The following is a 20,673-nucleotide window of genomic DNA, read 5'->3' on the forward strand; positions in this document are numbered from 1 at the left end:
CATGCCGGACCTGACCCTGATGATCGAGGCGGCCGGGGCCTTATCGGCTGCCGGCGGCCTCGGTTACGCGAAGGCTCGCGCCCCGCGGGTGTTCTGGTCGCTGGTCGGCTTGCCGGTCGCTCGGGTTCGGTTCGCGGCTACGTACCGCTCGACGATGGATGTGTGTGGGCTGACGGTTCAGCCGTCCAGGCTCCGGGCGTTCATGGTCCGCAACGTGGCCCGCCGCCAGGACGTCCAGCCGGTACCCCCGAAGGTTCGCCGGGTCCGTGGTTCCTCGACCGGGATGCGGGCGATACTCCGCCTTCCGGCCGGCCTGGAGCCCGCGGACGTGGCTGCGGCCTCGGAACGGCTGCGGCACGCCTGGGGCGTCCACTCCGTGCACGTCGTGGAGGTCAAGCCCGGCTTCGTTGAACTCCGCATGACCGGGTACGACGTGCTACGCCGGGTGAAGATGCCGCGCCGACTGCCCCGCAAACTGTCCGGCCCGATGGTGGTGCCGGTGGCGTTGCGGGAGGACGGCACGGCGTTCGTCCGGGACTACAAGAAGATCCCGCACGGCCTGACCCTGGGCGCGAATCAGTCGGGCAAGTCGATGTTCCAGCGCAACCTGATCACCGGACTGGCGAAACTCCCGGTCGGTCTGATCGGGATCGACTGCAAGCGCGGTGTGGAACAGCGGGGCTACGCACCCCGCCTCTCCGCCCTCGCCACCACCCCGGATGAAGCCTCCAGCCTGCTGGAAGTACTCGTGCGGGAGATGGAAGAGCGCTTCGACACCCTGAGCGCCCACGGCGTATCCGACCTCTGGGACCTGCCCACCAAGCTCCGCCCGGTGCCGCTGGTCGTCCTGGTCGACGAGGTGGCCGAACTGTTCCTGACCGCGGTCAAGAAGGACGAGGAACGGCGCGATCAGATGGTGATGCGCCTGGTCCGTCTCGCGCAGATGGCCCGCGCGGTCGGCATCTATCTGGAGGTCTGCGGGCAGCGCTTCGGCTCCGAACTCGGCAAGGGCGCCACCATGCTCCGCGCCCAGCTCACCGGCCGTGTCGTGCACCGCGTCAACGACAAGCAGACCGCCGATATGGGTCTGGGCGACATCGCCCCGGACGCGGTCCTCGCCGTGACCACCATTCCGCCGGACCGTCCCGGTGTCGCGGTGGCCGGCGATGCCTCCGGGGGCTGGTCCCGCATCCGCACCCCCGAAATGACCGCTGCTGAAGCGGTCGCGATCTGCCGGGAGTACGCGCACATGACCCCGGACATCGAAGCGCTGGCCCCGTTCCGCCCGGTCGTCCGCACCACCCCGGCCCCGGCTTCGCCGCTGGCCAAGCCGGCCCCGGTTACCTCGTAGCACCCCCGCACCTTCCCGGTTGGCGTGACCTCTCGCGCCAGGTCCCTACCCCGCCCATGCCCGGAACCGAAAGGAACCACCGCCATGGCCACCACGAAACGGACCACCAAACCCCCGCCGCCCGCGGCCGAGCCGGCGCCCTGCACGCCGTGCGGTGGGACCGGAAACGTCCCGACCACGGTCCGCGTTGGGCGCAAGCGCCGCCCGGTCGGCCAGCAGGACGGCCTTTGCCTCAACTGCCTCGGCTCCGGCGCCGACCCCGACGCCTGACCTCTCCCTACTCCGGGTGCCGGGCGGTGAACCCCATATCCCGCCCGGCCCCGGCACCACCACAGATTGGAGGTGAACCCGATGTTCCGAACCATTCGACTGGATGCCGTGCTGGTCCAGGCCGTGATCGCCGGTGCGCTGTCGTTCTCGCACTTGCATGACCTGGCCGAAGCTGCCGGACAGGACGGCTGGAAAGCCTGGGCCTACCCGATCAGCGTGGACCTGCTCCTGGTCGCCGCCTGGCGCCGGATGCGCGCCCACGCCGACAACCGCCCCGCCTGGGTCTGGTTCGTCATCGCGCTCACCGCGTCCCTCGGCGCGAACATCGCGACCGCCGGAATGCTCGACCTCGGCGACGTCCCGCCCTGGCTCCGCATCCTCGTTGCCGGCTGGCCCGCCCTCGCCTTCCTCGGCGGAACACTCCTCGCCCACACCCCCGCACCGGCACCGACCGAGACCGAACCGGCTCCGATCGCTGCACCGCTGCCCGCCCCGGACCCCGCACCGGCGGCCCCGGACGTCACGGTCCAGCGGGCCCCCGAACCGGCCCCGGATCCTGCGCCCGAACTCCCGCCCGCACCGGCACCGGCACCTGTTGCGGCTCCTACGTCTGCCGCGGCGGTTGCTGTTCCTCCGGCGCTGCTCGATCACGCCCGGAAGGTCGCCGACACCCACCACGCCACGACCGGCCACCGGATCACCGCCGAGACCCTGCGCGCCCGCCTCGGTGTCCCCGCCCCGCTCGCCGACGCGATCACTGCCCAACTCGCCTGATCAGAAAGGAGCTCAGCTCATGGCCCTGTTCAACTTCAACCGCCCCGCCGACTACGTCGCCGCCGCTCGGGAGATGGCCGACGCCGGCCGCCCGACCCTCGCCCGACTGCTCGCCGAGGAAGCGGCCGACCGCACCACGGACCCGGCCGAAGCCGCCCGAATCCTGAACGAGTTCCCCGGCAACAGCCTCCACCAGGAGGACTGATCATGCCGCGTCCGAACCGCTTCACCAACGTGATCCGCATCGGCCCCGTACAGGTCGGCACCCACTACGACGGCCGCGGCCGGACCAAGCACACCGCCGCCTGCACCGCCCCCGGCTGCAACTTCTCCGCCGACTACCACGGCCGCGCCGCCGCCGAACTCGCCGCCCGCACCCACCGCTGCAACGCCTGAGAGGAGCAAGACATGTTCACCCCGAAGTACCCGACCCCGGACACCCCGCCCACCGCGGCAACGTCCCTCGTCCCGCCGCTCACCGGCCTCGTGCACCCTCCGGCCTGCGACTGCCACCACACCCCCGTCACCACCGCCCCGGCCCCGGCGCCCGTCCCGGTGACCCGGTCCGCGGTGCAGCTCACCCCCGGAACCCTCGCCGTTGCCGTCGCCGGCGGAACGGCCGTGGTCCTGGTCGTGGGGGCGGTCCTGGTCTCGATGCTCCTCGCGGTCGCGATCACCGCCGCATCCGTCGCGATCTGCGCGGTCGTCCTGCGCTCCCTGCTCAACAACCACCAGCGCTAACAGCCCCCGGGGCGGCCTCAACCGCCAAGTTTCCGCCGCCCCGGGCGCCCAACCCATTCCAGATCCAAGGACCCGAAAGGGAGATCCCATCATGCCCGAGAACACGCTGCCCCGGCCGATCTGTGCCCACTGCGACGGCTTCCCCACCGTCGCCATCACCACCGGCCAGACCACGCCGGACGGCCACCGCGAGACGGTCACCGCGACCTGCCACCCCTGCAACGGCACCGGCCACACCGCCCCCGCCCGCGCCTACGCCCGCGCCGGGAGGTGACCGCCGTGTCCGACCTGACCCCGACCGCGGACCGCCCCGGCCTGCACGTCAGCAAGCCGTCCCCCAACGCCCCCGCCACCGGGTCCGCCGTGTGCCACTGCGGCGCCTCGGCCACCGCGACCGGTGACGCGCAGGTCCGGGCACTGGTGGAGGGCTACACCGCCAACCACGGACCTGCCCACGCCAAGGGGGGCAAGCGATGAACACCACGCTCCCTGTCCTGGACCTCTTCGCCGGCCCCGGCGGCTGGTCGGAAGGACTACGTGGCCTCGGCCTACAGGATGTCGGTATCGAGATCGACCCGGCGGCCTGCGCCACCCGCGCTGCGGCCGGACACCGCACGATCCGCGCCGATGTCGCCACCTACCCCACCGCACCGCTGCGCAGGAAAGTCTCAGGACTGATCGCCTCCCCGCCCTGCCAGACCTTCAGCACCGCCGGACTGCGCGCCGGAAACGACGACATGGACCTGTGCCACCAGGCCCTAGACGACATCAGCCGTGGGAACGACACCCGCGCGGCCGTACGCGCCACCTGCGCAGACCCGCGCTCCCTCCTTGTCGTCGAGCCGCTGCGCTTCGCCCTCGACCTGCGTCCCGCGTGGATCGCTCTGGAAGAAGTCCCGGCCGTGGTGCCCCTGTTCGAGCACACCGCCCACCTCCTGCAAAAGATCGGCTACTCGACGTGGGTCGGTGTCCTCAACGCCGCTGACTTCGGCCTGGCCCAGACCCGCCGCCGTGCCTTCCTGCTCGCCTCCCGCACCCGGCCGGCCTTCTCTCCGGAGCCCACGCACACCGAAGTACCGCAGTGGGACCTGTTCGGCGTGTGCTTGGACCCGTGGGTGTCCATGGCCGACGCACTGGTTCTGCCGCCCGGGATCAAGGTCAACACCCGAGGCGACCGCCCCACGGACAAGAAGGGCCGAACAGCCGGAGGCAACGAATTCTCGGCCGACGGCCCGAGCAACGCGCTCACCGGTCGTGCCCGCTCCTGGAAACTCCGCTCCGGGCAGAGCTGGAAGCTGCCCGCCGGTCGGTCCGCCGGCGGTGACGTTGGACGGTTCGAGCGCGCGATCAGCGAGCCGTCTTTCACCATCACCGGCTCTGCGAACCGATGCAAGTGGGTGCAGGACGGAGTCGAGGAGCGCAACCTCGCGCTGGCGGAAGCAGCGACTCTCCAGTCCTTCCCGGCCACCTACCCGTGGGCCGGCTCCCGCACCAAGCAGTTCGAGCAGATCGGCAACGCCGTTCCGCCCTTGCTCGCCACCGCCGCCCTTCGCCCCCTGCTCCCTGCCGTGCTGGAGGTCGCCGCGTGAACACCACCGCCACCGCGGCGGGCCTGGACCCGACCACCCTCGCTGACGTGCTGAGGGTGGCCGGGTCCACCGGCTTCGACCGCTGGAACGAGCAGATCCGCCACACCGGAGGATGCGCACAGCCCATCCACCTCACCGGCGCCACCAAGACCACCGACCGGGCAACCGGCACCCTCCTGCACCACTACACGACCGACACCGAGCCCGGCGGCCGGTTACGCATCGCCTGCGGCAACCGCCGCGCCTCCCGCTGCCCTGCCTGCGCCTGGACCTACGCCGGCGACACCTACCACCTCATCCGCGCCGGCCTCACCGGCGACCCCGACAAAGGCACCCCCCACACCATCCGCGACCACCCCCGGGTCTTCGCAACGCTGACGGCCCCGTCGTTCGGTGCGGTCCACAACCGGCCCGGGAACCGGCCCTGCCGCTGCGGCACCCACCACCCGGAAACCGCCCCCGAACTCGGCACACCTCTCGACCCGGACCGGTACGACTACGCGGGGGCGGTGTTGTGGAACAACCACGCCTCCGACCTGTGGCGCTACTTCACGATCTACCTCCGCCGCGAAATCGCCCGCTGTGCCGGCCTCACGCAGAAGGCGGCCCGGGAACAGTCCCGGCTGTCCTTCGGGAAAGTCGCCGAGTACCAAAAGCGCGGAGCGGTCCACTTCCACGCCGTGATCCGCTTCGACGGACCCGACGGCCCCGACTCACCCCCGCCGGCCTGGGCCACACTCGCCCTGCTCGACGACGCCATCCGCGCCGCGGCGGCTCGCGTGGAAGTCGTCGTGCCCCCGAACGAGGAAGCCGGCTTCCCCACCCCCTGGGTGCTGCGCTGGGGAACACAGCTCGACGTCCAGCCCATCGGCGCGTTCGGCAACGGCGAAGACCTCACAGAGCAAGCCGTGGCCTCCTACGTCGCCAAATACGCCACCAAGGCAGCCGAGATGACCGGCACCGTGGACCACCGCGTCGGCAACAAGGAAGCGCTGATCCTCCTCGACGTCCCCGACCACCCGCGCCGGCTCATCGAAGCGTGCCTGGACCTCCACCACGCCTATCCGGACCGCAAGCTCCGGGACTGGGCTCACATGCTCGGCTTCCGCGGCCACTTCTCCACCAAATCCCGCCGCTACTCCACCACCCTCGGCGCCCTCCGACAGGTCCGAGCCGACTACCGCGCCAAGCAGCAACGCACCGCCCTCGGCCTTCCCGACCCGGACGACCACCCCGAGGCGACGACCCTCACGCTCGCGCACTGGACCTACGCCGGCCACGGACACACCCCCGGCGAATCCTGGCTCGCCGCCAACATCCACCGCGACATCCAGCACAACCGCGACACCGCCCGCGAAGCACGCGCCGAACTCATGAACCAACTCGCTCTGGAAGGGGCCGACGCATGACCACCGCCACCGCCGAACTGCTCACCGTGCCTGAGGTCATGGCGCGGCTCAAGCTCGGGCGCTCCACGGTCTACGACCTGATCCGCTCGCGCCGGCTGACCTCGATCACCATCGGCCGGTGCCGCCGCATCCCCGCCGACGCCGTACGGGACTTCATCGTCAACGAGATCGAAGAGGCCGCCTGATGACCACTCAGCGCAAGCGCAACCCCAACGGCGCCGGCACTATCACCAAGCGCAAGGACGGCCGCTTCCAAGCTGCGGTCTACGTGCTCCAGCCGGACGGCACCCGCGCCCGCAAGTTCGCCTACGGCAAGACCTGGGCCGAGTGCGACACCAAGCGCCGTGACCTGCTCGCCAAGGTGGACCAGGGCGTCCCCGTGCCGACGCGTTCGGCCAAGCTCTCCGAGTGGCTGCCGTACTGGCTGGAGAACATCATCAAGCCGCGCCGCAAGCGCACGACTTACGCGAAGTACGAGACGCACATCCGCCTCTACCTCGTGCCCTTGCTCGGCTCGAAGCGCCTCGAATCGTTGAGCGTCGCGGATGTCCGACGCTTCCTCGTCCGCCTGGAGCAGCAGACCACCGCGGCAACCGCCAAGGAATCCCACCGCGTCCTACGCACCGCCCTGACCGCTGCCTGCCGCGAAGAACTGGTCATGCGGAACGTGGCCACCCTGGTGGAGCCTCCGTCCGCCACACCCCGGGATCTGTCGCCTTGGTCGCTCGACGAGACCCTGTCCTTCCTCACCGCCGCCCGGAAGGACCCGCTCTATGCGGCCTTCGTCCTCGCCATCGCGCTCGGCTTCCGTCGCGGGGAAATCGTCGGCCTGCGGTGGGAGAACGTCGACCTCGACAAGCGGGAGATCCGGGTCCGTACCCAGCGGCAGCGTGTCCGCGGTGAGGCGTACGAAGACGATCCCAAGGGGCGCCGTAGGAAGCAGACACTCCCCCTGCCCGCCCTCTGCGTCGCCCCGCTCCGCTGGGAACGGCTGCGCCAGGCCGCCACGCGTGAGGTTGCTGGCGATAAGTGGGAGGAGACCGGCTACGTCTTCACCACCCGCACCGGCCGGCCGATCGAACCGCGCAACCTGTACCGCTCGTTCACACGGGTCGCCGGAACCGCCGGGCTCCGCGTCATCCGGCTGCACGATGCCCGACACGGCTGCGCAACGCTGCTGACCGCCGCTGGCGTCCCGCCCCGCGTCGTGATGGAGATCCTCGGGCACAGTCAGATCGCGGTCACGATGAACATCTACGCCCACGTCGTTCAGGACACGCAGCGCGAGGCCGTGAGTCACCTGGACCGCATGCTGAAGCGGCAGGTCCCGACCGTGGGTGACCGCGCCCGTTGATGTCAGAAGTGGATGTCAAAGGCCCCCAACCATGATCGGTTGGGGGCCTTTGCACTGGTGGGCGCGGACGGTTTCGAACCGCCGACATCTGCTTTGTAAGAGCAGCGCTCTACCCCTGAGCTACGCACCCGTGGATGAAGCAACAGGGTACATGGCCCGGGGCCCCTGTTCACAAACCCGTTGGATCCCGGCGTGAGACCTCGTACGGACGCTCCCGCCGACGCGAGGAGCCGCCGGAGTCCGCGGACCGGAAGCCGGCCGGGCCCCTCGGACGGAAGCGGACGGAAGCGGACCGGAACCCGTCCGACCGGGGGCTAACCCCACCCTCGATCCGGTGGGCGGCCGGATCGTCCTCCGGTGGTCCGGGTTCGTACCGTAGGGGAACTCTGCCGCACCGACCTGGGGGATTGATCACCGTGGCACTCCGAACCCGTACGCTCTTCGCCGCCGGCGGAGCTGTTCTCGTCTCTGTCGCGCTCACCGGGTGCGGTGCGGATGCGTCGAGTGCGCCGGTCGAGCACAAGTCGTTTCCCCTCAGCGGGAAGACGCTGACCATCGAATCCGACAACTCGACCATCGAGCTGGTGCCCGCCGATGTGAAGAAGGTCGAGGTCAGCCGGCGCGTGGACGGGTGGGTTCTCGTCGGGAGCGGGCCGAACGCCTCCTGGTCGATGAAGAACGACCGGCTCACCCTGAAGCTGAAATGCAGTGGGCTGGTCAACAACTGTGAGGCGCGCCATCAGATCAAGGTGCCGCGCGGCGTCGCGGTGACCGTGCAGGACGACAACGGGAGCGTGACCGCCTCCGGGTTCGACACGGCGCTGAAGCTCCGTTCCGACAACGGCAAGGTCACCGTCAAGGATTCCAGCGGGGCGCTGGATCTGCACAGCGACAACGGGCAGATCAACGGCGATGCCCTCTCGTCCAGGAGCATCTCGGCGGACTCCAGCAACGGGCAGGTCCGCCTCTCACTCGCCGCGGTGCCCGACCGGGTGGACAGCGGCAGCGACAACGGGTCGATCAGGATCACGCTGCCGAAGAAGCCGGGGGTCTCCTACAAGGTCGACGCCAGGAGCCACAACGGACGGGTCAGGGTCAGCGTGCCCAAGAACGACGCCAGCGGCCACACCGTGCGTGCACACAGCAGCAACGGGGAAGTCACGGTGCGAAGCGCGAACTGACCGGCCTGTGTGTTCGTCCCTACCTGGTGGGAGAATGGCCGGGGCAGGGCGGACCAGCACGGGAGCGGGATGTGACGGCAAGACGTGGACAGCCGTATGCGCGAGCGAGTGCCGTCCGGGATGTCCTGACGCTCATGGTCCTTCCGGTGCCGCTGCTGGCCTCACTGGCCGGGGCGTTCGCCGGTGGGGGTACGCGGCGCTGGTTCGGCGGGCGCGGTGAGAGCCAGCGGGCGGAGGCGCAGGCCGCGAAGGACGCCGCGGCTGCGGCCTTCTACGACCTGGACACCGCGCAGCGCGATCTGCGGATCTCGATCGAGACGATCTCCGCGGTGGACAATTCACCCGCGGCGCGCAAGGCCCTGGCTGATTTCGCCTCGCTGGGGCAGCGCATCGACGAGGTCAGCACCTCGTACATCACCGCGGTCGACGCCCACGACCTGGACCGCGACGGCCTGGAGGCGTCCGCGGCTTCCCAGGCGCGTACGGAGCTGACCCGGGCCAAGGACGATCTCCTCCGGGTGAAGGGAGAGCTCGACCGGTTCGCGCAGGGGCTGGAACCGCTGCTCGGCAAGGCCGAGACCGAACTCGCCCGGCTGGCGCCCGCCGTGGAGCGGGCCCGCCAGGCACTGCTGTCCGCGAGCAACGCGCTGGACGCGGTACGCGGCGCCGGACTCAAGGCCGACGACCTGGCCGCCCGGCTCGCGGCGCTCGGGCCGGAGCTGACCAGGCTCAACCAGGGCGCCGGCCAGCACGGCGTGACGGCGACACTGCAACGCGCCGACCAGGTGCTGCGCGACGCGGAAGCGGTACGGGCGGAGGCCGCCCAACTGCCCGAGCGGGCCGCCGAGATCGACCGGCGGCTGGTCTCGCTGCGCACCCGCGCGCAGGCGCTCACCACCCGGGCGGGCACGGTCGCCCCGGTCCTCAGCGAGTTGCGGCGGCGTTTCACCGCGCCGTGCTGGCAGGACCTCCAGCAGGTGCCCGAGCAGGCCGCGGCGTCCGTGCGGCAGGCCGAGGAGAAGCTGAAGGACGCGGCCAAGGCCCGCGCCGAGCAGCGCTGGCCCGACGCGACGTCCCTGCTCGGTACGGTACGGGCGCTGCTGAACAGCACCGACGAGGCCGTGTCCGCGGCCGGTGCGCGGCTGGAACGGCTGAATGCCGTGGCCAGGGATCCCCAGCAGGAGATCGAGCGGACCCGGTTCGCGATCCGGGACGCCCAGCGGCTGGCGATGGCCGGCCGCAGCACCCCCGAGCCGCGGCACGCCCGTCCGCTGGACCTCGCGGTGGAGCGGCTGGACAAGGCGGTCGCCGGACTGGAGGGGCGGCACCCGGACTACTGGCACTTCCTCACCGAGACCGAGGACGTACGGAAGACCGCCACCCGGGTGGTCGAGCAGATCCGCGAGGAGCGCGGCTCCGGGCACTGACGGCCTCCCCCGGAGGTAGGCAGCGGGCCGTACCGGGCGGGCCGCTCGCTCCCGGGGAACGAGCTCACCCGAGCCGTCGCCCGCGAAGATGCACGTGCCGTGAGCCGGTGGAAGACTGATGTGGACCGTGTACCGGCAGAGAACAAAGGGCTGCTCAGAGATGGGTACGCCACTCCGGGACAGCCCCGCATCAGTCTTCGGGACAGCCCCGCTTCAGTCTTTGGAGGCTCCTCATGCCCGACGTCACCGGCCCCTACGCAACTGGTACCCCGTGCTGGGTCGATCTCCTGGTCGCCGACCAGCAGGCCGCTCTCGACTTCTACCGCGACCTCTTCGGCTGGCAGGGAGAAGTCGGACTACCCGACACCGGGGGTTACGCGCTCTGCACCCTGAACGGCAAGCCGGTGGCCGGGATCATGGCCGCGCTCAACCCGGACGGCAGCCGGCCCGACCCGACGCCGCCGACCGTGTGGACCACCTACCTGGCCACCGCCGACGTGGACGCCACCGAGAAGGCGGTCACCGGCAACGGCGGCCAGGTCGTGATGCCCGGCATGGACATGCTCACGCTCGGCCGGATGGCCGTGGTGACGGACCCCACGGGCGCCGCCTTCGGCCTCTGGCAGGCTCGCGACTTCCCCGGTGCGGGGATCGTCAACGAGCCCGGGGCGGTCATCTGGAACGAGGTCGACACCAGTGACCCCGCCGCCGCCTCGGCCTTCTACTCCAAGGCGCTGGGTATCACCGTCGCGCCCATGGAGGGCGGGGAGGGCTACTTCTCGCTGTCGGTGGAGGGCCGCGCGGTCGGCGGCCTGCAGGGCCTGTCCAACATCGACGACCTGCCGCCGGGAACGCCCTCGCACTGGCTGACGTACTTCGCTGTCGACGACACCGACAGCACGGTCGACGCGCTGGTCCGGGCCGGGGGCAATGTCCTCAAGCCGCCGTTCGACATGATGGCGGGCCGGATGGCCGTCGTCCAGGACCCGCAGGGCGGCACCTTCGCGGTCATCAGGACGGCCGGACCCGAAGCCGCCTGATCCCCCACCCGGGCACGTCACTCCGCCCCGCAGGACCCGGCTCTGTCCGGTCCTGTGGGGCGGAGTGGTACGGGGTGGGACGGGGGTGGTGCGCCGAGGGGTGGTCCCCCTCTAACCTTGGCGCCATGCCCCGTTACGAGTACCGCTGCCGCACGTGCGGCGACACCTTCGAGATCAGCCGCCCGATGGCGGAGTCCTCGGCGCCCGCCGCCTGCCCCGACGGCCACGAGGACACGGTGAAGCTGCTGTCCGCGGTGGCTGTCGGCGGATCGTCGACGGCCGCCGCACCGTCCGGAGGCGGCGGAGGCGGTTGCTGCGGCGGAGGGTGCTGCGGGTAGGAACAACCGGTGCCGGCAGGACGGCGATACCGGGAGGAACGGCGGGCCCGACGGCGCCCGTCACCCCCGGTGCGCGTCGGCCGCACGGCCGAATTCCCGCAGGATCTCCTCGCCCGCGGCGACCCCACGCCCGGCGGTCACGGTGACATGCGGTGCGCTCCAGCCGGAGTCCCCCAGCTCACCGTGCGCCGGACGCCAGCCCCGGTCGCCGGCCAGCAGCAGATCCGCGTCCAGGAGCGAATCGCCTGCGGTCAGGGTGAGTTCGGCGCCGGTACGGCGGGCCACCTCACGCATGGCCGCGCTCTTGGTGAGCGGCTCGGGAACGACGTAGAGCTTGCGGCCCTGGAGGGAGACCGTCCAGCCGCGCGCCCCGGCCCAGTCGGCGAGCTCACCGGCCCAGCCCTCGGGCAGCAGGCTCCGCTCGACGACCAGATAGGCGAAGAGGTCCTCGGCGACGCGCTCCTTGAGCAGCCAGGCGGGGTCGGCGGCGGAGACGAGGTGGGCGCGCACCTCGGCCAGCGGGGCGCACTCCTCGGCGAGGCGTCCGGCCACCGCGGACTCCCAGTCGGGGTCGGACACCCCGTCGACGAGCAGTCGGCCGCCGTTCGCACAGATCGCGAACTCCGGTGTGGCGCAGGGCAGTTGGATGCGGTGGTACTGCTCCCTGGTGCGGGTGGTCGTCGGTACGAAGACGGTGTCGGCGGCGAGCGCGCGCAGCAGCCCGGCGGCGGTCTCCGTCATGTACGAGAGCGGCCTGCTCTCGTACACCTCCACGCACAACAGCCGGGGCGCCTGAGCGTCGGGCCCGGTCAGGTCCAGGGCGGGCGCCGAGTAGATGAGGGTGCGGTCGAGGTCGCTGGCGACGAGGACGGGTGCCGACCGGCTCATCGGGCCACCGCCGCGGTGCCGTCGGCGCCGGTCGCGCCACGGGTGAAGCGCGGGTGGATCAGACCGACGCAGGTGTACGGCAGGCCGTCGACCTCCTCGACCGGGACGCCGCGCTGTTCGGCGAGCAGCCGTACGTGGTCGAGGTCGGCGCCCGCACCACTTCTGGCGAGGATCTTCCAGGGGACACGGCGCAGCAGGACGCGGGTGGTCTCGCCGACCCCTGGCTTGACGAGGTTGACGTCGCGGATGCCGTACTCCTCACTGATCCGCTCGACGGCGGCCCAGCCCTCCCAGGTCGGCGCACGGTCCGCCGTCAGCAACTCCTTCACCTGGGTGTCCACCGCTCCGGACACCTCGTCGAAGCGGGCGGCGACGGTGTCGACGAAGTGGGCGGAGACATCGGATCCGGCCAGTTCCCGGTAGAACTTCCCGCCGTGGAAATCCTCGGGCCCGACCAGGTCGGCCCGGAGCACGGTGCGCGAAATGAGCCCGGACACCGTGGAGTTGAGGCAGGCGGAGGGGATCAGGAAGTCCTCGCGGGTGCCGTACGTACGGACACAGCCGCCCGGATCGGCGAGGACCGCGATCTCCGGGCGGAAACCGGGGAACTCCTTGAGGGCTTCGGCCAGTTCGCGGGTGATCGCGCCCTTGCCGGTCCAGCCGTCCACGAAGACGATGTCGGCCGGGTCGTGGTGGGCGGCCAGCCAGCGCAGGGCGTTGGCGTCGATGCCCCGGCCGCGCACGATGGACACCGCGTAGTGCGGCAGGTCCAGGCCGTGGCGGTGGAGTGCCCAGCGGCGCATCAGTACGCCGACGGGTGTACCGGCGCGGGCGAGCGAGACCAGCACCGGGCGCGCGAGCGGGGGCTCCGCCCCCTCCCCGCTCCGGGGGTGCTCGGCGAGCAGTGTCTCGGTGACCGTGCCGACGGCCTGCGCGATCCGCGCCGCCGAGGTCTCCAGCGCGGCCCGGAACAGCTGCTGGTACTGCTCGCTCGGCTGGTACTCGACGGGCAGCGACTCGGCGTAATGGGCGCCACCGGTCTGCACCGCCTCCTCGCGCTCCTCGACGGGCGCCTCCAGCGCGACGCCGGAGAGGTCCTGGAGCAGCCAGCCGACGTCTTCCGGGGCGTACGAGGAGAAGGCGGGGCCGCGCAACGGCTCGGGCATGGGGGCTGCTTTCTGTTGTTGCTGCGGTCCGGGAGGCTGCTCCTGCGGTCCGGGACGCTGTTCCTGCCGTACCGGACCCTGTTCCTGCCGTACCGGACGCTGTTCCGCCGGAGCGGGCGCGGGGACGTACGAGGGCACCACGGCCAGCAGGACCCGGGGCGTGTGGGCGCCGAGCTGGGCCAGGAGCCCGCCGGGGGCGTGCAGTTCAGGGGTGTCGGCCACGGAGTCGACCACGGCGACGACGGCGTCGAAGCCGCCTCCGGCCACGTTGTACGCGTAGCGCTCGCCGGGGCCGTCGCCGGGCCGGTCGTGGTCGGGGAAGACCAGCCTGGTCCGGATCGCGTATCCGGGGTCGTCCAGCGCGAGGACGGGCGAGCGGGTGGTGGTCGAGGTACGCACGTCGTACCCGGCCTGCTCCAGGGCGAGGCCCAGCCTGAGCGGCGTGTACATCAGCTCCTCGAAGCCGAGGACGAGAACGCGCGGGCGGTCCCCCGTACCCCTCGGTGCTCCTGTGTCCCCGGTGTCCCCGGTGTCCCCGGTGTCCCCCGTGATCCCCGTGATCCCCGTGATCCCCGTGATCCCCGTGATCCCCGTGATCCGCAGCTCGGCCGCGACACGGGCCGCCATGCAGGGCAGCGCGGCGTCGAGAGCGGCGCGGTGGCCGGGGGTGAAGCCGTGCCGTCCACCGTCCGGCACACCCGTGGGCCAGCCGAGGTCCACCCGTACCGGCTCGGCAGGACCGGCCTCGCGCGTCTCCCGCGCCTCAGGTATCTCGTCCGCCTCACGCGTCTCACACGTATCGCGCGCCTCACGCCCCCCACGCACCTCACACGTCTCGCGCGTCTCGTGCTCCTCCACGATCCGCTGCCCGAGTTCCAGTACGCCCTCCGGCAGCTCCACGACGCCACGGGCCGTCGTCACGAGGTCGACCCGCGCGCCGATCTCCCGCGCGAAGTCGGCCAGCCGTCCCCGGTCGGCGGCCGAGCGCATGTCGACCAGCGCAACCACGACGTACCGCTCGCGCGGATAGCGTTCGTGCAGGTCACGGACGGTGTTGAGCACGGTGTTGCCGGTGGAGAACTCGTCGTCGACGAGGACGAGCGGGCCGTCGCCCGCCAGCAGGTCCGGGTTCTCGGGCAGCAGCAGATGCGAGGTGGCGTGCGAGTGCGACTCCTCGAAGCCGCCCGCCGGCGCGACACCGGCGACCGCGCGCCGGGTGGAGTGCAGGTAGGGCGCGAGGGCCACCCCGTCGGCGACCGAGTGGCCGAGGCCCGTCGCGGTCTCCGCGTATCCGAGGACGACCGCCCGGCTCGCCGCCTCGTCGCCCAGCAGTTCCCGCACCCGCAGACCGAGCCGGTAGCCGTGGCCGTAGACCGTCGAAGGGCGCTGCGGCACGTGCTTGCCCAGCACGTTCGAGACCAGCAGATGGGCCCGCTTCGGATTGCGTCGCAGCGCGAGGCCCAGCAGACCCCGCAGGTCGTCGTCCCCGACGAGCCGTACGCCGAGCCGGTTCTCGACCCATGTTCCCGACCAGACCACGTTGCACGTCTCTCTCGTGTGTCGCATCGGCCGCATCAGCCGGAGAGTCCGGCGGTCAGCAGCTCGACGAAGCCGATGTCTTCCCTTGCCACCCCGAAGGCCTCGGCCCGCAGCAGGGTCCGCTCGGCCCAGGCCCGGTGCGGCTTCACCTCGTTCATCTTGTTCGTGTACGCGGAACGCAGCACCCCGCCGCCGTCCCGGTCCGGCCGCAGGATGTCCTGGGCGTCACTGAACTCCTCATGGCTGACCACCGACAGCGCGTGCACCGGCGCCACGTGCGAGGGGTGGATGCAGGTCTTGCCGAGCAGCCCGTTCGCGCGGTCGAGTTCGATCTCGCGCAGCAGTCCGTCCAGGTCGTGCTCGATCAGGGTGGTACGGAGCTGGTCGGCCCGGCCCTCCATGAAGGGGCTGCGGCGCAGCTGCGGCTTGAACATCCGCTCCTGGACCCGGAAGTACTCCCACACGGGTCCGGTGATCGTGAAGCCGGTGCCGTCCGAGCGGCCCAGCACGTTCACCACGTCGGCGATGACCCCGGCGACGATCTGGACGTCGTACGCCGTCATGTCGGGCGTCCTGCGCAGGCCGTACACCGAGCAGAAATCGGTGACGCCCAGCCGGAGCGCGAGGATCCGGTCGCGGTACTTGTCGACGGTGCGGGCAATCCCGGCGAGGCTGTCGGCCCTGCTCTCCAGGTGCAACAGCTCGGGCGATTCGAGTACCGGCATGGCGAACAGCGGTCGGCCGCCGTCGGGCTCCGCCCCGGTGAGCGCCTCCAGGAAGGCGCTGCCGCGCTCCTCGGTGAATTTCGGGAGTACGAATCCGGACAGCAGCCGGGCCGTCGGGCCGAGCCGGTGGACCAGGTCGGGTATCTGTTCCGGCTCGCGGATCCGGATGAAGAGCAGCGGTGTCTCTCCGCCGCCCGCGTCCAGGTCGGCGAACTGCCGCACCAGATTGGCCTCGCCCCCGGCGACCTCCGCGTCGTCGATCGAGTCCTCCAGGCAGAGGACCATCGAGACGACCCCGCAGGCCGCCTGCTTCCGTATGTCGTCGGCGAGTGCGGGCCGGGTGGCCGGGCTGTAGAGCGTGGCCCCGAGGGCGGCGGCGAGCGTGGGCGCCGGGGACGCCGCGGTGAAGTCGGCCGGTTCCCGGTGGAAGAGCCGGTCCCGGACAACGGGCGGAATATGCCCGAAATGACGCATAGGTTCCCCCCGTACTGCTGTGTCGTCCTGATGAGGTGTGGCCGGTAATAGTACGTAGGGGCGTACGTCGCTAGTTCCCACGGAGATGAAATTCACCTGACCCGCCCGTTTCGAGGGGATGTACCGAACTCTCCGCAATGTGCCCCCACGTTGTCCGCGGCCCGGCGGGGAAGGCAGGATGACGGGCATGACGCACGCGATGCTGAAGGGCTCGAACGTCCCGCTGAACGCCATGGCGGTACGGGCCGTGCTCCGCTGGACTCCGGGCCCCGACGTCCCCGACATCGATGCATCGGCCCTGCTCCTCGGTCCCGGGGGCCGGGTGCGCTCGGACGAGGACTTCGTCTTCTACAACCAGCCGCGCCACCCGTCCGGCCTGGTACGGCGGCTGCCGAAGAAACGCGTCACCGAGGGTCTCACCGACACCGTCGAGGCGGACCTGGCCGCGCTGGACCCGTCGGTCGACCAGGTGGTGCTGGCCGCTTCCACCGACGACGCGCCCTTCCGGACCGTACGGGATCTGCGGATCCTGCTGTACGACGCCGCCGCACCGGCCGGCGAGGGCACCCCGGCCCTGGCGGTCTTCGACGTCCAGCCGGAGACGGGCGAGGAGACGGCGATGATCTGCGGCGAGCTGTACCGCCGCGGCGACGGCTGGAAGTTCCGTGCGGTGGGGCAGGGCTACCCGACCGGCCTGGTCGGGCTGGCTACGGCGTTCGGCATCTCGGTGGACGAGGCCGATCCGGCCTCGGGGCCGGGGCCGCAGCCGGAACACACGGCCGCCCCGGTGACCGCAGCGACCGCTGCCTTTCCGCCACCGCCGCAGGCACCGCCGGCCGGGTACGGCTACCCGCATCCCGCACCCGCCCGGCCCGCCGCGCAGCCCGCTTACGGCTACCCGCAGCCCGCTGCGGCAGCCGCGCCCGCCCCCGATCCGTACTTCAGGCTGCCGCCGATGGGGCCGCAGTTCCTCACCCGGTAGGGAGTTCACCCCCGCCGGGGGAGCCCGCCGGGGGAGCACGGCCGGATCAGATCTTGGTCTTGTACCCCCGGCCCCACTGGAGCCCCCAGCCGTACAGCCGGTCCAGCTCGGCCTGGAAGCCGTAGACGAACTTCACCTCGCGGCGCACCACCATGTCGCCCTTGACCTTCTCGACGGAGAGGACCGCGCAGGAGCGGGCCTGCGGGTGGCGCTCCTCCAGCTGGATCTCGATGCGCGGGCCGTTGCTGGGGTAGAGCGTCACGACGGCGTGCGTACGGTCGAAGGCGGGCGTCTGGTCGTAGATGTACACGAAGACCAGCAGCCGCTTGATCTCGTCGCGGTGGTCGAGGTTGACGAACAGCGTCTCACCGGACGGCGACCCGAACCGGTCGTCGCCGCTCAGCTGGACGTACGGCGATTCGTTGAGGCTGCCCAGGAAGCCGCCCAGCGGCTGCACCACGCCCTTGGAACCGTCCTCCAGCTCGTAGAGACACCCGAGGTCGAGGTCGACGTTGACGACGCCCTGCGTGTGCGCCTGGACGACTTCGGGCTGGAACAGCTTGGACGGATGGCGCAGCAGGCCGCCGCCCGGCCGTGACTTGCCGCCGAAGTCCGACGTACGCATCCGCCACGACAGGTTGACGCGCAGGTTTCCGGTGGTCGCGCCCTGCTTGGTGAGGGAGACCACCGGGTGCCGTTTGGTCAGCTCGATGGCGTTGGACGCCGCGCTGCCCGAATCGAAGTGCGGCGACCGCTCCCGTCGCAGACTGTCCCAGAAGGCCATGTCCCACCCCCAGCTGTCTCGTTGGCTCTTGTCCGGCTCTTCCCACACGTACGGGGCGGTCAGGAGGCTCGCGCGTCCTGACCGCCCCGTACAGAGCGTTCCGCAATCCCGTGCGGGTCACACCCCGGAGACGGCTTCCGTCTTCTCGCTCGGATCCGCTCCGCCCTCGGCCTCGATCCGCTTGTTGCGGCGGACCGACGACCAGAAGGACCAGGCGATCAGGACGACACCGACGAGGCCGGTGATGACCTCGTTGATCTCGTACTGGATGGTGATGAGCAGGATCACCGAGAGCGCGCCGATCGCGTAGTGCGCGCCGTGCTCCAGGTAGACGTAGTCGTCCAGCGTGCCCTGGCGGACCAGGTAGACCGTGAGCGACCTGACGTACATGGCGCCGATGCCGAGGCCGAGCGCCATCAGGACGATGTCGTTGGTGATGGCGAAGGCGCCGATGACCCCGTCGAAGGAGAAGGACGCGTCCAGGACCTCCAGGTAGAGGAACATGAAGAACGCGGCCTTGCCCGCCAGCACCACCGCTGCGACGTTCGAGCCGGACTTCTTGGCCGCTTCCTCGGCCTCCTGCTCGCGCTCCTCCTCCTCTTCGAGGCGGTTCTCGAAGAACCCGGAGAGTCCGCCCACCACGAGGTACGTGATCAGGCCGGCGATCCCGGCGATGAGAACCGTCTGCGCCTTGTCGGCGTGTGCGCCCCCGTGCTGGTGGGCGTGGGCCGCGAAGGTGAAGGAGGAGATCAGCAGCACGACGAGCGCGATGCAGACCGAGAGCATGTCGACCTTGCCGAGCTTGGCGAGCGGGCGCTCGATCCAGCGCAGCCACTGGATGTCCCGGTCCTCGAAGATGAAGTCGAGGAAGATCATCATCAGGAACATCCCACCGAAGGCGGCGATCGACGGATGCGCGTCGGTCACCAGCTGCTGGTAGTGCTCCTTCTCGTTGAACGCCAGTTTCACCGCTTCGACCGGATTGATCTTGGCGCTGATGGCGACGATCACGACGGGGAAGATCAGCCGCATTCCGAAGACGGCGATGATCACGCCGATCGTGAGGAAGATCTTCTGCCAGAAGGCATTCATCTTCTTCAGGATTCCGGCGTTGATCACGGCGTTGTCGAAGGACAGCGAGATCTCGAGGACGGAGAGGATCGCCACGATGCCCAGGGCGGTCCATCCGTCGTAGATCACCGCCACGACCAGACCGACCACGGTGATCACGAATGACCACCCGAAGGTTTTCAGAAGCACTACCTACCCCATCACGTGTGTTCGATCTCCCCCGCGCCGTGCGCGGATGTACGTTTCCTCGCCCCGAGGACCCGGCACCGGGCTCCAGGCACGAAACCCCGGACGGCTCCGGGACTTGAACCGCACCGGAAGAATGCTTTAGGAAACATTGACCCCGAAGTCTAGAGCGATGCCTCGCAGCCCCGACGCGTACCCCTGCCCCACGGCCCGGAACTTCCATTCGCCGCCGTACCGGTAGAGCTCGCCGAAGATCATCGCGGTCTCGGTCGAGGCGTCCTCGCTCAGGTCGTAACGGGCCAGTTCCTGCCCGTCCGCCTGGTTCACCACCCGGATGAAGGCATTCGCGACCTGCCCGAACGTCTGGCCGCGGTTGTCCGCGTCATGGATCGACACCGGGAACACGATCTTGTCGCAGTGCGCCGGCACCTTGGCGAGGTCCACGATGATCGACTCGTCGTCGCCCTCGCCCTCACCGGTGAGGTTGTCACCGGTGTGCTCCACCGAGCCGTCGGGACTGGTCAGCTGGTTGTAGAAGATGAACCATTCGTCGCCGAGCACCCGGCCCGACTGGCACAGCAGCGCGCTGGCGTCGAGGTCGAAGTCGGCTCCGGTGGTGGAACGTGCGTCCCAGCCGAGTCCGACCAGCACTTGTGTGAGGTTGGGTGCGGCCTTCGAGAGGGAGACATTGCCCCCCTTGGCGAGCGTGACGCCCATGATCGTTGTCCTCCCCGAGGTGTGAACGGTGGTCAGCGCGTCCGGCGCCGCACGGGTGTGCGGCGCCGGACGGAGCGATTACCTGCTCAGACGTTGACGCCGAAGTCCTGCGCGATACCGCGCAGTCCCGAGGCGTACCCCTGACCGATGGCGCGGAACTTCCACTCGGCGCCGTTGCGGTAGAGCTCGCCGAAGACCATCGCGGTCTCGGTCGAGGCGTCCTCGCTGAGGTCGTACCGCGCCAGTTCGGAGTTGTCGGCCTGGTTGACCACGCGGATGTACGCGTTGCGGACCTGGCCGAAGCTCTGCTGGCGGCTCTCGGCCTCGTAGATCGAGACCGGGAACACGATCTTGGCGACATCGGCGGGAACCCCGGCGAGGTTCACCTTGATGACCTCGTCGTCGCCCTCGCCCTCACCGGTGAGGTTGTCACCGGTGTGCTCCACCGAGCCGTCGGGGCTCTTGAGGTTGTTGAAGAAGACGAAGTTCGAGTCGTTGGCGACCTTTCCGGCCTCGTTCGTCAGCAGCGCGCTGGCGTCGAGGTCGAAGTCACCACCGGTGGTGGTGCGCGCATCCCATCCGAGACCGACGACTACCGCGGTCAGATTGGGTGCGGCCTTGGTCAGCGAGACGTTGCCGCCCTTGCTGAGGCTGACTCCCACGAGTC

24 protein-coding genes and 1 tRNA gene are annotated in these 20,673 nt (G+C 70.4%); 17 read left to right on the forward strand and 8 right to left on the reverse strand.

Translation table 11 applies throughout. From position 1 onward, the window contains the following. Position 1 precedes the first annotated feature (1 nt). The 12 genes from OG709_RS09890 (at position 2) to OG709_RS09945 (ending at position 7,488) form a co-directional block, all read left to right on the forward strand. Positions 2-1,351, forward strand: coding sequence for an FtsK/SpoIIIE domain-containing protein (locus tag OG709_RS09890; RefSeq protein WP_329165659.1), 1,350 nt, complete (start codon positions 2-4; stop codon positions 1,349-1,351). Between the two features lie 84 nt (positions 1,352-1,435). Beyond that, positions 1,436-1,621 carry a hypothetical protein gene (locus OG709_RS09895; protein ID WP_329165661.1) on the forward strand — a complete coding sequence of 62 codons (186 nt, stop codon included), beginning with the start codon at positions 1,436-1,438 and terminating at the stop codon, positions 1,619-1,621. A gap of 81 nt (positions 1,622-1,702) precedes the next feature. Beyond that, on the forward strand, positions 1,703-2,395 hold the full coding sequence (locus tag OG709_RS09900) for a DUF2637 domain-containing protein (RefSeq protein WP_329165662.1): 693 nt from the start codon (positions 1,703-1,705) through the stop codon (positions 2,393-2,395). A gap of 19 nt (positions 2,396-2,414) precedes the next feature. Beyond that, positions 2,415-2,600, forward strand: a complete 186-nt coding sequence (locus tag OG709_RS09905; protein ID WP_329165664.1) for a hypothetical protein — start codon at positions 2,415-2,417, stop codon at positions 2,598-2,600. A gap of 2 nt (positions 2,601-2,602) precedes the next feature. Continuing rightward, the gene (locus OG709_RS09910; protein WP_329165666.1) at positions 2,603-2,791 is read left to right on the forward strand and encodes a mobile element transfer protein; all 189 of its coding nucleotides are present in this window, start codon (positions 2,603-2,605) and stop codon (positions 2,789-2,791) included. 12 nt (positions 2,792-2,803) lie between these two features. Next, entirely contained in the window at positions 2,804-3,136 is a 333-nt protein-coding gene (locus OG709_RS09915) for a SpdD protein (RefSeq protein ID WP_329165668.1), read from the forward strand. 91 nt (positions 3,137-3,227) lie between these two features. Beyond that, positions 3,228-3,410: a hypothetical protein gene (locus OG709_RS09920; RefSeq protein ID WP_329165670.1), complete on the forward strand. Its 183-nt coding sequence runs from the start codon at positions 3,228-3,230 to the stop codon at positions 3,408-3,410. Positions 3,411-3,415: 5 nt separating this feature from the next. Further along, the gene (locus OG709_RS09925; RefSeq protein ID WP_329165671.1) at positions 3,416-3,613 is read left to right on the forward strand and encodes a hypothetical protein; all 198 of its coding nucleotides are present in this window, start codon (positions 3,416-3,418) and stop codon (positions 3,611-3,613) included. Then, complete coding sequence (locus OG709_RS09930) at positions 3,610-4,725, forward strand: DNA cytosine methyltransferase (RefSeq protein WP_329165673.1); 1,116 nt, start codon at positions 3,610-3,612, stop codon at positions 4,723-4,725. Before OG709_RS09925 ends, OG709_RS09930 begins: the two co-directional genes overlap by 4 nt. Beyond that, entirely contained in the window at positions 4,722-6,134 is a 1,413-nt protein-coding gene (gene repSA / locus OG709_RS09935; protein ID WP_329165675.1) for a replication initiator protein RepSA, read from the forward strand. The genes OG709_RS09930 and repSA overlap by 4 nt, the downstream gene beginning before the upstream one ends. Further along, on the forward strand, positions 6,131-6,319 hold the full coding sequence (locus tag OG709_RS09940; protein ID WP_329165677.1) for a helix-turn-helix domain-containing protein: 189 nt from the start codon (positions 6,131-6,133) through the stop codon (positions 6,317-6,319). The genes repSA and OG709_RS09940 overlap by 4 nt, the downstream gene beginning before the upstream one ends. Continuing rightward, positions 6,319-7,488: a tyrosine-type recombinase/integrase gene (locus OG709_RS09945; protein WP_329165679.1), complete on the forward strand. Its 1,170-nt coding sequence runs from the start codon at positions 6,319-6,321 to the stop codon at positions 7,486-7,488. Before OG709_RS09940 ends, OG709_RS09945 begins: the two co-directional genes overlap by 1 nt. A gap of 55 nt (positions 7,489-7,543) precedes the next feature. On the opposite strand, the gene OG709_RS09950 is transcribed toward OG709_RS09945, so the two are convergent. Next, positions 7,544-7,618: transfer RNA gene (locus OG709_RS09950), tRNA-Val, on the reverse strand. A gap of 286 nt (positions 7,619-7,904) precedes the next feature. Between OG709_RS09950 and OG709_RS09955 the strand changes: the two genes are divergently transcribed. The 4 genes from OG709_RS09955 to OG709_RS09970 all read left to right on the forward strand — a co-directional run bounded on the left by OG709_RS09955 (position 7,905) and on the right by OG709_RS09970 (position 11,474). Further along, the gene (locus tag OG709_RS09955) at positions 7,905-8,669 is read left to right on the forward strand and encodes a DUF4097 family beta strand repeat-containing protein (protein ID WP_308409504.1); all 765 of its coding nucleotides are present in this window, start codon (positions 7,905-7,907) and stop codon (positions 8,667-8,669) included. Positions 8,670-8,803: 134 nt separating this feature from the next. Then, positions 8,804-10,096 (forward strand): hypothetical protein, encoded by a 1,293-nt coding sequence (locus OG709_RS09960; RefSeq protein WP_250304164.1) that lies wholly within the window; start codon positions 8,804-8,806, stop codon positions 10,094-10,096. Between the two features lie 233 nt (positions 10,097-10,329). Then, positions 10,330-11,136 (forward strand): VOC family protein, encoded by an 807-nt coding sequence (locus OG709_RS09965; protein WP_329165682.1) that lies wholly within the window; start codon positions 10,330-10,332, stop codon positions 11,134-11,136. Between the two features lie 125 nt (positions 11,137-11,261). Then, positions 11,262-11,474 carry an FmdB family zinc ribbon protein gene (locus tag OG709_RS09970; RefSeq protein ID WP_250304158.1) on the forward strand — a complete coding sequence of 71 codons (213 nt, stop codon included), beginning with the start codon at positions 11,262-11,264 and terminating at the stop codon, positions 11,472-11,474. A 60-nt stretch (positions 11,475-11,534) separates the two neighbouring features. Here OG709_RS09970 and OG709_RS09975 read toward each other — a convergent pair whose 3' ends face one another. From OG709_RS09975 to OG709_RS09985, 3 genes are read right to left on the reverse strand one after another with little or no spacing between them, the layout of a single operon-like run. Further along, positions 11,535-12,362: an HAD family hydrolase gene (locus OG709_RS09975; protein WP_250304157.1), complete on the reverse strand. Its 828-nt coding sequence runs from the start codon at positions 12,360-12,362 to the stop codon at positions 11,535-11,537. Continuing rightward, a complete protein-coding gene (locus OG709_RS09980; protein ID WP_329165685.1) occupies positions 12,359-15,094 on the reverse strand; it encodes a phosphoribosyltransferase in 2,736 nt (911 codons plus the stop codon). The genes OG709_RS09975 and OG709_RS09980 overlap by 4 nt, the downstream gene beginning before the upstream one ends. An 8-nt stretch (positions 15,095-15,102) precedes the next feature. Further along, complete coding sequence (locus OG709_RS09985; protein ID WP_250304153.1) at positions 15,103-16,266, reverse strand: HpcH/HpaI aldolase/citrate lyase family protein; 1,164 nt, start codon at positions 16,264-16,266, stop codon at positions 15,103-15,105. Between the two features lie 187 nt (positions 16,267-16,453). On the opposite strand from OG709_RS09985, the gene OG709_RS09990 reads away from it, so the two are divergent. After that, a complete protein-coding gene (locus OG709_RS09990; protein WP_406115469.1) occupies positions 16,454-17,248 on the forward strand; it encodes a TerD family protein in 795 nt (264 codons plus the stop codon). Between the two features lie 46 nt (positions 17,249-17,294). Here the strand turns inward: OG709_RS09990 and OG709_RS09995 are convergent, their stop codons facing one another. The 4 genes from OG709_RS09995 to OG709_RS10010 form a co-directional block, all read right to left on the reverse strand. After that, positions 17,295-18,032 carry a TerD family protein gene (locus OG709_RS09995; protein ID WP_250304149.1) on the reverse strand — a complete coding sequence of 246 codons (738 nt, stop codon included), beginning with the start codon at positions 18,030-18,032 and terminating at the stop codon, positions 17,295-17,297. Between the two features lie 117 nt (positions 18,033-18,149). Beyond that, positions 18,150-19,292, reverse strand: coding sequence for a DUF475 domain-containing protein (locus OG709_RS10000; protein WP_329165689.1), 1,143 nt, complete (start codon positions 19,290-19,292; stop codon positions 18,150-18,152). A 138-nt stretch (positions 19,293-19,430) separates the two neighbouring features. After that, positions 19,431-20,006, reverse strand: a complete 576-nt coding sequence (locus OG709_RS10005) for a TerD family protein (protein ID WP_250304145.1) — start codon at positions 20,004-20,006, stop codon at positions 19,431-19,433. An 86-nt stretch (positions 20,007-20,092) separates the two neighbouring features. Then, on the reverse strand, positions 20,093-20,668 hold the full coding sequence (locus OG709_RS10010) for a TerD family protein (RefSeq protein WP_250304143.1): 576 nt from the start codon (positions 20,666-20,668) through the stop codon (positions 20,093-20,095). Positions 20,669-20,673: the final 5 nt, after the last annotated feature.

Source organism: Streptomyces sp. NBC_01267 (assembly GCF_036241575.1).
In the GTDB taxonomy this organism is placed as follows: domain Bacteria; phylum Actinomycetota; class Actinomycetes; order Streptomycetales; family Streptomycetaceae; genus Streptomyces.